We start from the raw sequence: 15,454 nt of genomic DNA, 5'->3' as shown, positions 1-15,454 counted from the left end.
GGCGGTGAGCGAGGCGATGGCCAGGGACTACGACGCGATCATCATCGGCGCCGGCGTCATCGGCGTCTGCACGGGCTTCGAACTGGCCAAGCGCGGGTTCCGGACGCTCAACGTCGACAAGCTCCCCGCCGCCGGGTACGGCTCGACCTCGAACACCTGCGCCATCATCCGGCTCCACTATTCGACCCCGGACGGCGTCGCCATGGCGCGCGAGTCCTACTTCTACTGGCTCGACTGGGGGAAGTATGTCGGCGTGCCGGACCCCTCCGGGCTCGCGCGCTACGTCAACACCGGCTGCCTCGTCACGAAGACGGAGAAGAACCACTACCTGCAGCGGGTGAAGGAGAGTCTCGACGAACTCCACGTCGCGTACGAGGATCTCGACGCGGAGGGCATGACGGAGAAGCTCTCCGTCCTCGACACGCGGCAGTTCGGGCCTCCCGTCACGGAGGAGGACCCGGGGTTCGGCCGGCCCTCGGGGGGAAACGTGGCCGGGGCCCTCTACATCCCGGAGTCCGGCTATATCAACGACCCGCAACTGTGCTGCCACAACGTCCAACTCGGGTGCGAGGCGCACGGGGGCGAGTTCCGCTTCAACACGGAGGTGACGGAGATCCTGCGGGAGGACGGGAGGGTCGCGGGCGTCCGGCTGAAGGACGGGTCCGAGGTGCGGGCGCCCGTCGTGGTCAATGTCGGCGGGCCTCATTCCTTCGTCATCAACCGGATGGCGGGGGTCGAGGAGGGGATGAACATCAAGACGCGCGCCCTGAAGCAGGAGGTGTGCCACGTGCCCGCGCCGGAGGGCGTCGACTATAACGTCGTCGGGATGCTGATTTCGGACAGCGATATCGGGTGTTATTCGCGGCCGGAAGTCGGCAATCACATTCTGATCGGTTCGGAGGATCCGCCGTGCGACGATCTGGAGTGGGTGGAGGACCCGGACGACTATGACAACACCTTCAGTTATCAGTGGAGGACGCAGGTCCTGCGCGAGGCGCAGCGGGTGAAGGGACTCCCGGTGCCGGAGGCGCGGCAGGGACTCGTCGATCTCTATGATGTGTCGGACGACTGGATCCCGATCTATGACAAGTCGGACCTGCCCGGTTTCTACATGGCGGTGGGGACGTCCGGGAACCAGTTCAAGAACGCGCCGGTCGCGGGCCAGCTCATGGCGGAGTTGATAGAGGCGGTCGAGGACGGGCGCGACCACGACGCGGATCCGGTACAGTTCCATATGAAGTATACGAGGCGGGACTGTGACCTCGGATTCTTCAGCCGGCTGCGGACGATGAACCCGGATTCGTCCTACTCGGTCATCGGCTGACCCCTCACCCGTCGACTCGCCTTCCGTGAACCTCGGACCGCTGGGGCGACTGAAGTCCGCGCTCGGGGCGGGCGTCTTCCGGCCGGGGCGGCTGTGGGAGGAGCGGCCGCTCCGCCGCCGCTACGACGTGGTGATCATCGGCGGCGGCATCCACGGGCTCGCCACGGCCTACTATCTCGCCAGGGACCACGGCGTCCGGGACATCGCCGTGCTCGAGAGCGAGTACATCGGGTTCGGGGGCTCCGGGCGGAACACCGCGATCGTCAGGGCGAACCAGCGCACGCAGGAGAACGTCCCGCTCTATGACGAGGGCCTGAAGCTGTGGCCCATCCTCACGGACGAACTCGACTTCAACCTCATGTTCCACAACTGCGGGAACGTCAACCTCGCGCACAGCGAGGCGGCGGTGGCCGCGTTCCGGCTCTCCATCAACACGGCGAACTTCTGCGGCGTGCGCTCGGAACTGCTGGACCCCCAGCAGTGCAAGGAACTCGTCCCGGCGCTGGACGTGTCGGACCGGCCCGCGCACCCGATCCAGGCCGGCATGTACCACCCGCCCGGGGGCGTGGTGCGGCACGACGCGGTGGTGTGGGGACTCGCCCGGGGCGCCAGCCGGCACGGGGCCGCGATCCACCAGGGCGTCGAGGTCCAGGGGATCGACACCGAGGGCGGACGGGTCACGGGCGTGCGGACGAGCGCGGGGCCGATCGGGTGCCGGAAGCTCGGGATCATGGCGGGCGGCTACGGGCCGGCGATCGCGGCCATGCTCGACATCGAACTGCCCGTGAACCCGCTCACGATCCAGGCGATGGTCACGCAGCCGCTGAAGCCGTTCCTGCACCACGTCGTGAGTTCCGGGGCGTACCACGTCTACGCGAACCAGACGCTGAAGGGGGAGATCGCGACCGGCGCGCACATGGACCCGCAGGTGAACTACACGACGGACGTCACCGCGGGCTACTTCAAGCACCAGGCCGAGGCGCTGACGGATTTCATGCCGTGCCTGAAGGGCGTGCGGTTTCTGCGCGTGTGGGCGGGGCTCGCGGACATGACGCCGGACATGGCGCCCATCCTCGACGGCAACTTCGCCCACGAGGGGCTCTACCTGGACGTGGGCTGGGGCTACTTCGGCTTCAAGTCCGGGCCGGTGGCGGGGAAGTACATGGCCGAGTTCATGGCGCGCGAGGAGGCGCCGGACATCCTGCGCCCGTTCGCCCTGCGCCGCTTCCTCGAGAACCGGTACATGGGGGAGACGGCCACGACGATGAAGTACGGGCAGTGGGACTGACGGCGCCGTGACGTTCCGGTTGACGTGCCCGGTGTGCGGGAAGCGCGACGTGTACGAGTTCGCGTACGGGGGACCGGAGCGGGGGCCGCGGCCGAGGGAGGCGGATCCGGGGGCCGGACCGGATCCCGCGGACGGAGCGGGCCCCGCGACGGGGGCCGAGGCGCACTTCCGGTGGGCGCAGTTCCGCATGAACCGCCTGGAGCCGCAGGAGGAGTGGTGGCACCACGCGGCGGGCTGCGGCGTCTGGTTTTCGACGTGGCGCGATCCGGCCACGAACCGGGAGTCACGGCCCGGCGGCGGCGAGGCGAGCGGGAATGAGGCGAGCGGGGGAGATTCGTCGTGAGGCGGCTGCCGCCCTCTTCGACGGAGCGCATCGACCGCTCGCGGCCGCTCGGTTTCCGCTGGTGCGGGCGCCTGCTGGCGGGGTTCGAGGGAGATACGGTGGCCTCGGCGCTCTGGGGCGCGGGGGTCCGCACCTTCGGCCGGAGCTTCGAGTATCACCGGCCCCGGGGGCTGTACGACCTGGACGGGGAAGGGTCGAGCCAGCTCGTTTCGATCGACGGCGTGCCGAACCAGTCGGCGGGAACGACGCCGCTGCGCGAGGGGATGGAGGTCGGAGCGCAGAACGTGCGCGGCGATCCCCGGTTCGACGCGTTCGGTTTCCTGGACCGGCTCGACCGGTTCATGCCGGCGGGTTTCTACTACCGGCTCTTCCACCGCCCCGCGTGGGCCGCCCGGTTCTTCCAGGAACGGATGCGGGCGCTGGCCGGCCTGGGCGTGTTGAGGCTGGACGCGGCGGAGCGGGCGGACGGGGGGGAGCCGGCGGAGCGCTACCTGCACGCGGACGTGGCGGTGGTCGGCGGCGGCCCGGCGGGGCTGTCGGCGGCGCTCGAAGCCGGACGGCGCGGCCTGCGGGTGTGCCTGTTCGAGCGGCGGCCGTGGCTGGGCGGGCATCTCGACTGGCGGGTGCGGGACGGTCGTCCGCTGGCCGATGACGTGTCGGCCCTCGTCGAGCAGGTCGAAGGGACGGACTCGATCCGCCTGTTCCGGCACGCACCGGTCACGGGAATCTGGGGCGAGAACCTGCTCACGGGCTTTCAGCTCGCGGGACCGGACGCGCCGTCCGAAGCGGGCCGGGGGGAAGTCCACTGGGAGTGCCGCGCGCGGACGATCGTGGTCGCGACGGGGTCGATCGAGCGACCGCTCGTGTTCGAGCACAACGATCGTCCGGGCGTGATGCAGGTCGATACGGCGATCCGGCTCGCGCGGACGTACGGCGTGCGGCCGGGCGCGGCCGCCGCCTTCAGCGTGGGCGACGACCTCGGGCTCGAGGCGGCGGCGGACCTGGCCGCGCTCGGCGTGGACGTGCGCGTCGTCGCCGACGCCCGGCGCGAAGGGCACGACCCGGAGCTGGTCGACGCCCTGTCGGCCGCGGGGATCGACTTCCGGCCGGGCTGGGCCGCGGCCCGCGTGCGCGGGCGGGGCCGGGTGCGGGGGGTCGAACTGGCCGGCCGGGCGGGGAGCGGCGCGGCGGGTGGCGGGGCGGGCGATTCGCTGCGCGTGGCGTGCGACCTGCTCGTGGCGAGCGCGGGGCGGCAACCGGACATCGGGGTGCTCTCGTGCGCCGGCGCGCGGTTCCGCCACGGCGAGCGCACCCGGACCTTCGAGCTCGAGCGCCTCCCGCCGAACGTGTTCGCCGCGGGCGGCGTCCTTCGGCTCACCGATCTCGAGGCGCTGACCGGTTCCGGCCGGATCGCGGGGCTCGAGGCCGCCGCGGCCTGCGGCGCGAGCGTCGCGGGCGAGCTGACCCGGGAGCGCGCCCGTCTGGCCGACCTGCCGGGGCCCGCCCGGGGCTCCTCGATCGTCCGCGGACCGGCCGCCGGACGGCGTCTCGCCCCCGGCCGCAAGGCGTTCCTCGATTTCGACGAGGACGGCACGTGGAAGAACGCGGCCCAGTGCGCCGCCTACGCCTTCGACGTGCCCGAACTCGCGAAGCGCTTCGGGAACTTCGGCCTCGGCCCCGGGCAGTACCGCGTGCCGGGCCAGAACCTCGCCATGGCGATGGCCGAGATCGCGGAGCGGCCGGTCGGCAGCTTCGCCGCCACCACGGTGCGCCCGCCGGTCATCCCCCCTTCCCTCGCGACGCTCGCCGGCCCGAACCACGACATCCACAAGCGGACCCCGCTCCACGACGACCAGGCGTCGCGCGGCGCCGTGTTCCGACGGGCGGGGCCCTGGCAGCGGGCGCGCTACTTCAGCGCGGACCGTCAGTGCCTGGAGGAGATTCGCAACGTGCGCGAGAACGTCGGCCTCCTCGACAGCTCGCCGCTGGGCAAGTTCCGGATCTGGGGCCCCGACGCCCTGCGCGCCCTCCAGCGCGTCTACGTCTCCGACATGACGCGGGCCCGGCCCGGACGCTGCACGTATTCGGCGATGTGCAACGACACCGGCAACATCATCGACGACGGCGTCGTCGTGCGGACGGGCGAGGACGAGTTCTACTTCACGACGAGTTCCAACCGGGCGGGGACCACGGTCGAGTGGCTCCGTTTCCACACGCGGTACGACGGGTGGGACTACAACCTCGTGAACCTCACCGACGCCCTCGCCTCCATCAACGTGGCCGGGCCGAACGCGCGGCGGGTGCTGGAGAAGATCACGGGCGAGGATCTGTCGGACGAGGCGTTCCCGTACCTCGGCTGCCGCGAGATCGAGGTGGGGGACGGCGTGGCGGCGCGGTGCCTGCGCCTCGGGTTCGTGGGCGAGCTGTCCTATGAACTGCACGTGCAGGCAAGCTACGCCCGGTACGTGTGGGACCTGTTGTGGGAGGCGGGGGCGGAGTACGGCATCCGGCCGTTCGGGCTCGAAGCGCAGAACTGCCTGCGGGCCGAGAAGGGCCACGTGATCATCGGGACGGAGTCCGAGCAGCGCGTCACGCTCCTCGACATCGGCATGGGCTGGCTCTGGGACCGCGAGGACACGGCCTCCGGCAAGGTGGGCGCCGCGGCGCTGCGCCACTGCGAGGAACAGGCCGGGCGGCTGAAGCTCGTCGGGCTACGGGTCGACGACCCCGCGGGCGACGCGGGCGGCGACCGCTCGCGATGTCGCACCGGCCCGAGGACGGGGCGCTCGTCGTGGACGGGGAGCGGATCGCCGGCTTCGTCTGTACGACGCGGCACAGCGAGACGCTGGGCTGGCAGTACGGACTCGCGCTCGTCGAGGAGCGGCTGGCGGAGCGGGGCCGTTCGCTCGACCTGTACGAGTCGCCGGGCCGGCGGACCGTGCGTTCGGCCGCGACCGTGGTGCCTCCCCACTTCTACGATCCGAAGGGGCAGCGTCTGCGGACCGCCCCCGAAGGGCGCCCGCGCCGGTCCGGCGAGGCGCCATCGCAGCCGGCGCCCGCGGCCCATCGCCGGTCTCCGGTCCGCTTCGACGCCACGCCCGCCCGCACTGAGCGCCGGGCCGGCTGGAACGTGGTGCTCGACTACGAATCCGACCGCGCCCCCACCGACGCCCTGCGCCAGGCCTGCCTCATCGACCTCAGCCACCGCGCGCGCTGGGACGTCCAGCACCGCGACATCCGGACCGTGCGGCCATTCGGCCTGGACGTGCCCCCCGCGCCGGGCGAAGTCGCGATCCGCGACGGGCTGATGATCAACCGCATGAACGGAACCCAGGCCTCGATCTGGCACGTCGGACCGGGCGCACCCCCAGCCATGCCGGACGGCGCGCATTACACGGACACGACCGACTCGCACTGCTGGCTCGCGCTGCTGGGAGATGCCGTTCAGGAGGTACTGGAGAGCGTCACCGATCTCGACCTCTTCGACCCGGCGCGCGCACGGCCGTGCCTGACCCAGGGGCCCGTCCTCCATGTCCCCTGCCAAGTCGTAACGTGGCGCGAGAACGCCGTACTGATCGCGTTCAGCCGGGGATACGGACTCACCTTCGTCGAAGCACTCCTCGAATCGGGGCGCCACGCGGGGCTGCGCCCAGCCGGCGAACGGCTCTTTACCGACTGGGTGCGCGCGTCCGGCGGTTGAGACGTTCCCGCGGGAACGCGTCCGGTGCTACCTCACCCATGCGCGACGACTGCGGCCTGACGTAACCCCGCGCCCCAACCCCTCGGGTCGCTAGCGTACCGGCAATCCGTCCCGGGAGGGTGTCGAGCGCCGCTTCGAGGCGGCGGACCACCCCTCCGTCAGTCGCCGACGCCTTCCTGCATGGGACTGATGAACCGGAGCGACCCCCGCGCAATGTGCATCGGTTCGTACGTTCAATTGCAGTATTCGTATGTTAAGCACAATAATCGCCTGCCAGCTGCCCGCCATCGGGGGGATGATGGCCGCTTGGCCTCCACCTCAAGGAACTCCATGACCCGTCCTTCGCGACCGAATCGGGCCTCGCTGGGACTGAGAGCCGCGCTGCTGCTGCCCATCATCCTCGCCTGGTACTGCGGCGGTTCGCCGGCCGGTCCCGACCCGACACCGGAACCGCCGCCCCCCGACGTCCCGCTGCCGGCCGCGACAGTGGAGGTTGCCCCGGGCTCCGTCGTTCTAAGGTCCCTGGGCGACACCGAGACTCTTGCCGCGACCGTCCGCAGCCGGGATGGCGCCGTCCTGCCGAACGCGTCAGTTGACTGGGCAAGTAGCGATCCCACGGTCGCGAGCGTCGACGCGGGCACCGTCACGGCGCTCTCGAACGGCGAAGCCTCGGTCACCGCAACGTCCGGCGCGGCATCCGGTTCGGCCGCGGTGCGCGTCGAACAGGTCGCGGCGCGACTGAATGTGGTGCCGCGGGACGTCTCGTTCGCGGCGATCGGCGACACGGCGCGGCTTTCCGCCACCGCGTACGACGGGAACGATCACGAAGTCGCCGACGCGACCGTCGAGTGGAGTTCGACTTACCCCGATGTGGCGACGGTTTCCGACGACGGGCTGGTGACCGCGGTATCGCCCGGGACGGCCGAGATCGTGGCGGCTTCCGGCGCGGCCGTGGACAGCGTCGCGGTTTCGGTCGTGCAGGCGGGATCTTCCCTGGATGTCGAGCCGGCCAGTCTCACCTTCGCGGCGATCGGGGACACGGCGCGGTTATCCGCCACCGTCTACGACGCGAACGGTCGCGAGGTCGCCGGCGCGACCGTCGAGTGGAGTTCGAGTGACTCCGACGTGGCGACGGTCTCCGGCGGGGGGCTGGTGACCGCGGTATCGGACGGGGCGGCCGAGATCGTGGCGGCCTCCGGCGCGGCGAAGGACACCGTCGCCGTGAACGTGGACTCGACGGACCGCGGTATCCTTGCTGCGTTTTATCATGCCGCGGGCGGCCCATCCTGGCGTCGCAGCGACAAGTGGCTGACGGACGCGCCGCTGTCGGAATGGTACGGCGTGGAAACGGGGACCGACGACCGCGTGACCGCCCTCGAACTCAGGGAAAACGGTGCCGTCGGAAACCTCGCCCCGGAACTCGGACGCCTCTCGCGTCTCGAGACATTGGATCTCTATGAGAACAAACTGACCGGCCGACTGCCGCCGGAACTCGGGAACGCAACCCGCCTCCGGGAGATCGATCTCGGCCGCAACCAGTTCCGCGGCCCCGTTCCGCCGGAACTGGGCAGGCTGCGGAGTCTTCGTTCCCTGAACCTGGAGTACATGTGGCTCAGCGGACGCATTCCCGGTGAACTCGGCGCCCTGTCCGAACTGCAGTCCCTGAACGTCTTCAGCAACACCTTGACCGGCCGCGTGCCGCCCGAACTGTCGAATCTTCGAAACCTGCGTACGCTCATTCTGGCCGATAATCAGTTGACGGGTTCCATCCCCTCCACGTTCACGCGCCTTGAGAATCTCAGCACCTTCTACTGGGACCAGAACGATGGTCTTTGCGCTCCCGGCACCGAGAGCTTCGAGGCGTGGCGCCGTAACCGCCGTACGGATGGGCTTCGTTGCGACGCCGCGAACAGAGCTACGCTCGAGTACGTGTTCGAGAACCTGGGTGGCGAAGGATGGACCCGCGCCACCGGCTGGCTGGGCGATGGGCTGCTGGAGGGCTGGTACGGGGTTGACACAGATTCCCTCGGGAACGTCAAGATTCTGGATCTGTCCAACAACGGGCTGGAGGGTCGGCTTCCCGACCGAATCTCCGAGCTGACCTCCATGACGACGCTACGCCTGGACGGGAACCGTTCGCTCTACGGCCCCATCCCCCAGTCTCTCACGGCCCTCATGCTCGAGCAGTTTCGGTACGGAGGCACGGCACTCTGCGTACCCAACGCCACGACGTTTCAGGCCTGGCTGGGGGCCATCCCCGATCGACACGGACCGGATGAGCCGTGTCCCGCTCTTTCCGACCGCGACATCCTCGCTACGCTCTATGAGGCCACCGGCGGATCCGCCTGGACCGACAACACGAATTGGCTCACCGACGCGCCTCTGCGGGAATGGTACGGAGTCGAGACGAACAGGGAGGGGGCCGTAACGGAGCTGGTGCTCTACGGAAACAACCTGCGCGGTCGCGTACCCCCGGAAATCGGACAACTTGAAGCACTGACGATTCTGGACTTCGACTACAACTGGCTCCGCGGTCCTGTACCTGCCGCGCTGGCGGACCTCGAGCAGCTGCGGATCCTGAGCCTCCACAGCAACCTGCTCGAGGGATCGATACCGCCGGAACTGGGGACTCTGCGGGCCCTCGAGGTGCTGAAACTCCGCGATAACCGGCTGACGGGCCGGATACCTCCGATGCTGGGCGAGTTGACGTCGCTCTTTGAACTGTGGCTCAATACGAACCGGCTTGAGGGACCGATCCCGCCGGAACTGGGCGACCTGACGAACCTGGAGGACCTTCGGCTCTCCTCCAACCGGCTCGAGGGCCCGATCCCGCCGGAACTCGGCCGGCTCGAGTCGTTGGGAGTGCTCTGGCTGGACGAGAATCGGTTGACAGGCCGGATCCCGCCGGAGCTCGGCAACCTGAGAAACGTCGCGTTCATGTACCTCGGCTTCAACGAACTGTCCGGGGAGATCCCTCCGGAGTTCGGCAATCTGCGCAGTGTGTGGGAACTCGGCCTTGATGCCAACGAACTGACGGGACGGATCCCTCCGGAACTGGGGCTCCTCAGGGATACGGGCGGCGAACTCAATCTGCGGCTCAACAAGTTGACGGGGCCGATCCCCGCCGAACTCGGCAACCTCGAATCTCTCGCGAAGCTGCGACTCGGATTCAACAACCTGGAGGGGCGTGTCCCGCCGGAACTGGGACAGATGAGAAACCTGGAGTGGCTGGATCTGGCGCATAATCCGCGGCTGAGCGGGCCCCTTCCGTCGACGTTCGCGGACCTCGGAAGACTCGGGCGGTTCGAGTGGACGGGGACCGGGCTGTGCGTGCCGGAGGTTCCTGCCCTCCTGGACCGGTCGAACCTCTGGCGCATCCCGCGTTGCGACAGGAAGGCCTTGACCGGTTCGCAGGCGTACCTGACGCAGGCGGTCCAGTCACTCGAATTCCCGGTACCGCTGATCGAAGGCAAAGCGGCGCTGCTGCGAGCCTTCGTGATCGCGCCACGGCCAACGGGCGCCGGGATCCCCGATGTCCGAGCGACGTTCTTCTACGGGGAAGATGAGATTTACGCAGTCGATGTCCCCGGAAAATCGACACCGCTCCCCATCGATCTCGCCGAGGCGGAGGCATCGCTCGACAAGTCCGCCAACGCCGACATTCCCGGATGGGTCGTAAGGCCCGGCGTCGAATTGGAGATCGAGGTCGATCCGGCCGGAACCCTGGATCCCGGACTCGGAGTGTCGCCCCGGATTCCGGAGTCCGGCCGCTTGCGGCTGCCGGTTGAACGGATGCCGACCTTCAATCTTACGGTCGTCCCCTTCCTGTGGAGCGCCCGGCCGGATTCAACGGCGATCGACCTCGCCGCGGAGATGGCGGCGAACCCCGAAGGACACAGGCTGCTGTGGGAAACCATCGACCTCCTCCCGGTCGACGATCTGAGCATCGAGGCGCACGAGCCCGTACTGACGTCGAGCAACGATTCGGACGCGCTTCTCGATGAAGTGGGCGCCGTCCGCGTTATGGAGGGAGGGCGGGGTTACTACATGGCGGCGCTCTCCGGCGAGGCCACGGGTGCCTGGGGGGTGGCGTGGATCCCGGGATGGACGAGCTACGTGCGTCTGGGCTTTTCGAGCCAGCCGGAGGAGGCGCTCACGATAGCGCACGAACTCGGGCACAACCTGAGTCTCTTCCACGCCCCGTGCGACGTGGGGGCTACGCTGGATCCCGCGTATCCCTTCCCCGACGGATCAACGGGCGCGTGGGGGATCGATTCGCGCTCCGGCGAGGCCGTTCTCGTGCCGGCGACGACAGCAGATTTCATGTCCTACTGCGTCCCGGCCTGGATCGGCGACTACCATTTCGGGAAGGCGGCGGCCTATCGCACCATAGCCGCGGCGTCCGATGCCCCCGCACCGCCCACGGCCACCATGCTCCTCTGGGGCGGCGCGGAAGCCGATGGCACGCCGTATCTGAACCCGGCCTTCGCGGTCGACGCACCGCCCGCGCTGCCGACCTCCGACGGCGAGTACGAGATCGCCGGGCGCGCGGCGGATGGCCGCCTCCTCTTCTCGTTGAACTTCGACATGACGCCCGTCGCCGACACCGAAGGGCGGCTGGGGTTCGCGTACGCCGTCCCCATCCAGGGGGAGACGGTCGCCCTCCTTGAGGAGATCACGCTCTCCGGTCCGGGCGGCGCCGTCACGATGGATCGGGACACCAACGAACCGGCCGTCATCCTGCGCGACCGGCTCAGCGGACGGGTGCGCGGTCTGCTTCGGGACCTGCCGCAGTCCACGCGAACGTTGGCCGATGCCGTGACCGGACTCGGCGTCGGGCCGGACGTCGATGTGTTGTTCAGCCGCGGGATCCCGCACAACGACCCGGAGCCCTGAAGCAGCCGAAGCCGAGTTGGGCACCGAGCGTGAAACGGGGGCCGGCGGGTGAGTGGTTCAGGGAGCCGGACCAGGTGAGGACGCGGTCGCCGGACATCCGCATGCCGTAGCCTCCGCTCAGGTCGAGCGCCCACGGGTCACGGGCGTTCAGTCCGGGCTCGCCCTCGGCCGTAGTCGCGGGCGCGTAGCGGCTGTAGACCTGCTCCTGCCACAGCGCGTCTCCGCCCGCGAGGGCGTCGCCCCAGCGGGGGGAGAGGGAGAGCGACGGCCCTTCCCCGCCGCGGTTGCCCAGGCTGAGGGTGAAGCCGAGACCGCGCTCCTCGTAGCCGGCCGCGGAGTGGACGGCGAGCACGCGGCCCTGTGCGTCGATGCGCAGGATGCCCGCCTGGGCGCGCAGCCCGCCGATCAGTTCGAGGCCGGTGCCGGGCTGGCCGTCGCCGCCGTCGCGGCGGACGTGGGCCTCGCCGAACGGGGAGAGCGTGAGCCCGCCGAGCCGGAGTTGCTGGGACAGCTCGGCGCCGAAGCGCAGCTGGTTCACGGCCGCCGTCTGGCCATCGAGGGTCTCCGTGCCGTCGTCGGTGGCGAGTTCGGCCCACGCCGCGTCGGTGCGCAGCCCGAACTCGAAGCCGCCGCTCGCGGCCAGGCGCCGGCGCAGCTCGACGAGGCCCATGCGCAGGCCCAGCCCGCTCGTCTCCATCCGGCCGCCCCTGTCGCGCACGTTGTCCGCGTCGCCCCAGCCGGCGCCGGCCATGGCCCAGACCGAGGTCGCCCCGCTGGACCACTGCAGGTAGGGGTGTACGGCCACGAGCCGGGTCTCGAGCGATCCGCCCGTCCCGCCCGTGCGCCAGTCCCCGGTGCCGCGACTGCGCGCCACGGCCACGCCCAGCATCCAGTTGTCGGTCAGCCAGGTGTCCAAGCCGACGTAGCCGGTCTGAAGCTCGCCGTCGTAGTCGCTTTGGTCCGAGGGCGCGCCCTGGAACGTCTGAACATCGCCCTGGCCCCAGAGCTGGAAGCGCAGCCCGCCTCCGCCGGCCTCCTGGGCGCCGCCGAGCCCGAACTGGAATTCCGAGCCGCGCAGCGGGTCCCGTCCGCCCTGGAAGCGGAAGAGATCGCCGAGGCCCGCATCCCCGCCGGACTGCGCTCGGGAGGAGACGCCCGACAGCCAGCCTTCCCACATCCGCTCGGCGGTCGACTTCGCCGCGTCCGCCCCGAGTGGCACGTCGCGCCCCAGCAGCGTGAGCCGCGACGCCTCCGACCGGCTTGCCGCAGCGCGGCGCCCCAGCGTCGTGCGCGCGCTCGCCAGGTGCGACCGGGCCATGCCCGCCAGCGTGTGGGACACCGCCTCCCGCGCCGCATGGTCCGTCACGCCCACCGACACCGTCTGCATCGCCGTCAGGCCGCCCGCGTCCGCCGCCGTCACCTCGACGGTCGCCGACCCGTAGCCCACCGGGAGCAGCGTCAGCAGGCTCCCCGACACGGACGCCTCGACCACGGACGGGTCCGACGACACGGTGCTGTACGCGAGCGCGTCCCCATCCAGGTCGTCGAAGAACGGCCCCAGCTCGATCCGCGCCGGCTCCCCGCCCTCGTCCAGCGACTGGGCGGGGATCGTCCCCACCGCCTCCGGCGCGTCGTTCACCGGCGCCACCGTCACCTCGACGGCCGCCTCCGCCGTCCCGCCTCTCCCGTCGTCCACCGTGTACGTGAACCGGTCCGTGCCGTGCCAGTTCGCCGCGGGCGTGTACAGCACACCGCCCGCCGAGATCGCCGCCGTGCCGTTCCCGGGCGCCGACACCGATGCCATGCTCAGGCCGTCCCCGTCCGGATCCGTGTCGTTGGCCAGCACGTCCACCGTCACGGCCACGTCCTCGACCGTGGACGCCGCGTCGTCGGCCGCCTCCGGCAGCTCGTTCACGTCCAGGATATCCACCGTCACGAGCGCCTCTGCCGACAGGCCGTCCGAATCGCTCGCCCGCACGGCCAGTTCGTACAGGTTCGGCTCCGACTCGTAGTCCTCGCCCGGGCCGACGTACGACACGGCGCCGTCCCCCGCGCCGACCGCGAACCGTTCCGCGTCGCCGGAGGCCAGTTCGTACGTCAGCGCGTCGCCGTCCGGATCCGCCGCCGACAGCGCGCCCAGGCCGACCGGCGCTTCGCTGCCGTCGACGTTCTCCCGCAGCTCGAACGCGTACTCGGATGAGCCGAACGACGGCCCCTCGTTTACGTCGACCACGTTCACCGTCACGAGCGCTTCGGCTGACAGCCCACCCGCGTCCGTCGCCCGAACGGTCAGCTCGTAGATGTTCGGTTCCGTCTCGAAGTCCTCACCGGGACCCGTGTACGCCACGGCGCCGTCCCGTGCGCCGACCGCGAACCGTTCCGCGTCTCCGGAAGCCAGGTCGTAAGACACTCCGCCGCCGCCCGGATCCGTCGCCGACACCGCGCCGAGGTCGAACGGCTCACCGCTCCCGTCCGCGTTCTCGGGCAACTCGAACGCGTATCCGGACAAGTCGAACTCGGGCGGGGTGTAGTCGTCCTCGATCGTGCCCACGGCCGTCCGACCCTCGATCGTCACGTCGTCCGGCAGAACCCTTCCGATGATCGTGACCGTGAACGTCTCGTCGCCCTCCTCCTGGGCGTCCGGCAACGTCTCCACCGAGAACGACGCCGTCCTCTCGCCGGCCGGGATCGTCACCTGGCCGTCCGTCACCGGCGTGTAGTCGGCGCCCGGCGTCGCGCCGCGCGACCGCGGGTCGTCGTCGATGCCCGTCGACCAGCCCAGCACGACGTCGCCATCGGCCGGCGGGGAGACCCGCGCGGTGAACGTCACCGGCGAGCCCTCCGTCGCCGTGCCGCCCCTGACCGACACCGCGGGATCCGGCGGCGGCGGGGGCGGTGGGGGAAAGACCGTGGTCGTGGCGAGGGACGCGGACCACGCGCCCTCCCTGCCTCCCGACGCCGCGCGCACCTGCACGCGGTAGGCCGTGCCCGGAGACAGCCCCTCGATCGTCGCCGTCGTCGCCGTGCCCGGGTCCGGCGGGCCGTTCGGCTCCCCCTCCTCGATCCAGGCCGCGGGATCCGCGGGGTCCGATTGCCCCGCGTAGTAGCGAAGGTCGTAGTCCGTCACGGAGACGCCCGCTGGCGCGCTCCAGCTCACCGTCAGGCTCGTCTCCGAAGCCGTCGTCACTGTCGGCGGCGCCGACTTGAGCGTCTTCGCGTAGCCGTGGATTTCGAGCTGTAGGGACTGGGACTGAAAAACATCGCCCCAAGTAGTATTCGTGGGAGTATTCTCGCAGAAATTGGACGTATCCGTCGTATCTGTGTGCCACCGACATTTGCCATCGTCGGCGATGCTCCATCCGGCCGCGGCACCCGAGTCCTCGGCGTTGTCCCTCACGACCAGCGTATTCCACCTGCTGGCGCCCCCGTTGAGGCTGTGCACGTCGAGCACCACCCAATACGTCGTGCCGGCGGCAAGGTCGATGCCGGCGCCGGATGCAGTGAACGAGAGAAACCCATTGGCCAGCGAGGCCGGGTTCGTCAGCGTGACCACCTTGGCGCCCGGCAGGCCGGACGCGTCGGTCCGAATGCTCACGTCGTACGTCGGCGAAGCGGGGGGTTGGGCCTCAATCTCACTGATTTGGATCGTCACGCTGGTCAGCTTGTAGCCGAGGCCGTGGCTACCCGTGGTGAATGCCGTCGCGACATCGTACCCAAACGCTGCCCTCAGACCAGTATAGCTGACGTTGCCCACCAGCTTTACCGACGTCTGACCCGCCGCTGACGCCGGCGTTGCGGCCAGCGACAGTACCGCCACGGCGAACGCCGCGCCGACACCGATCCCGCGGCGCCGGATGCGGTTCCGGAACTGCCCTTCCGCTAGCAAGACGCCACCCCAAAATC

At 70.1% G+C, this 15,454-nt stretch carries 6 protein-coding genes and 2 pseudogenes; 7 read left to right on the top strand and 1 reads right to left on the bottom strand.

The features are described 5' to 3' along the window. Positions 1-4: 4 nt before the first annotated feature. The 7 genes and pseudogenes from ACOGI9_RS13685 to ACOGI9_RS13655 all read left to right on the top strand — a co-directional run bounded on the left by ACOGI9_RS13685 (position 5) and on the right by ACOGI9_RS13655 (position 11,551). Entirely contained in the window at positions 5-1,324 is a 1,320-nt protein-coding gene (locus tag ACOGI9_RS13685) for an NAD(P)/FAD-dependent oxidoreductase (protein WP_419857666.1), read from the top strand. A gap of 25 nt (positions 1,325-1,349) precedes the next feature. Beyond that, entirely contained in the window at positions 1,350-2,612 is a 1,263-nt protein-coding gene (locus tag ACOGI9_RS13680) for an FAD-dependent oxidoreductase (RefSeq protein ID WP_419857665.1), read from the top strand. A gap of 7 nt (positions 2,613-2,619) precedes the next feature. Continuing rightward, positions 2,620-2,955 (top strand): sarcosine oxidase subunit delta, encoded by a 336-nt coding sequence (locus tag ACOGI9_RS13675; RefSeq protein WP_419857664.1) that lies wholly within the window; start codon positions 2,620-2,622, stop codon positions 2,953-2,955. Then, positions 2,952-5,513: pseudogene (locus ACOGI9_RS13670) on the top strand (FAD-dependent oxidoreductase); the annotation flags it as partial. The gene ACOGI9_RS13675 and the pseudogene ACOGI9_RS13670, both read left to right, overlap by 4 nt. Before the next feature lie 200 nt (positions 5,514-5,713). Next, positions 5,714-5,875: pseudogene (locus ACOGI9_RS13665) on the top strand (hypothetical protein); the annotation flags it as partial. 387 nt (positions 5,876-6,262) lie between these two features. Then, positions 6,263-6,655 (top strand): hypothetical protein, encoded by a 393-nt coding sequence (locus ACOGI9_RS13660; protein ID WP_419859310.1) that lies wholly within the window; start codon positions 6,263-6,265, stop codon positions 6,653-6,655. Between the two features lie 330 nt (positions 6,656-6,985). Further along, positions 6,986-11,551 carry a leucine-rich repeat domain-containing protein gene (locus tag ACOGI9_RS13655; RefSeq protein WP_419857663.1) on the top strand — a complete coding sequence of 1,522 codons (4,566 nt, stop codon included), beginning with the start codon at positions 6,986-6,988 and terminating at the stop codon, positions 11,549-11,551. Here the strand turns inward: ACOGI9_RS13655 and ACOGI9_RS13650 are convergent. Continuing rightward, the gene (locus ACOGI9_RS13650; protein ID WP_419859300.1) at positions 11,514-15,305 is read right to left on the bottom strand and encodes an Ig-like domain-containing protein; all 3,792 of its coding nucleotides are present in this window, start codon (positions 15,303-15,305) and stop codon (positions 11,514-11,516) included. The genes ACOGI9_RS13655 and ACOGI9_RS13650 overlap by 38 nt on opposite strands. Positions 15,306-15,454: the final 149 nt, after the last annotated feature.

The sequence above is a fragment of the Candidatus Palauibacter irciniicola genome, from assembly GCF_965208695.1.
GTDB lineage: Bacteria > Gemmatimonadota > Gemmatimonadetes > Palauibacterales > Palauibacteraceae > Palauibacter > Palauibacter irciniicola.
This window is presented reverse-complemented; position numbering and strand designations above follow the sequence as displayed.

Excerpts from the sequence above, each read along its gene's own strand:
- ACOGI9_RS13660 (WP_419859310.1), top strand. The coding sequence starts at position 6,263 with ATGATCAACCGCATGAACGGAACCCAGGCCTCGATCTGGCACGTCGGA.
- ACOGI9_RS13655 (WP_419857663.1), top strand. The coding sequence starts at position 6,986 with ATGACCCGTCCTTCGCGACCGAATCGGGCCTCGCTGGGACTGAGAGCC.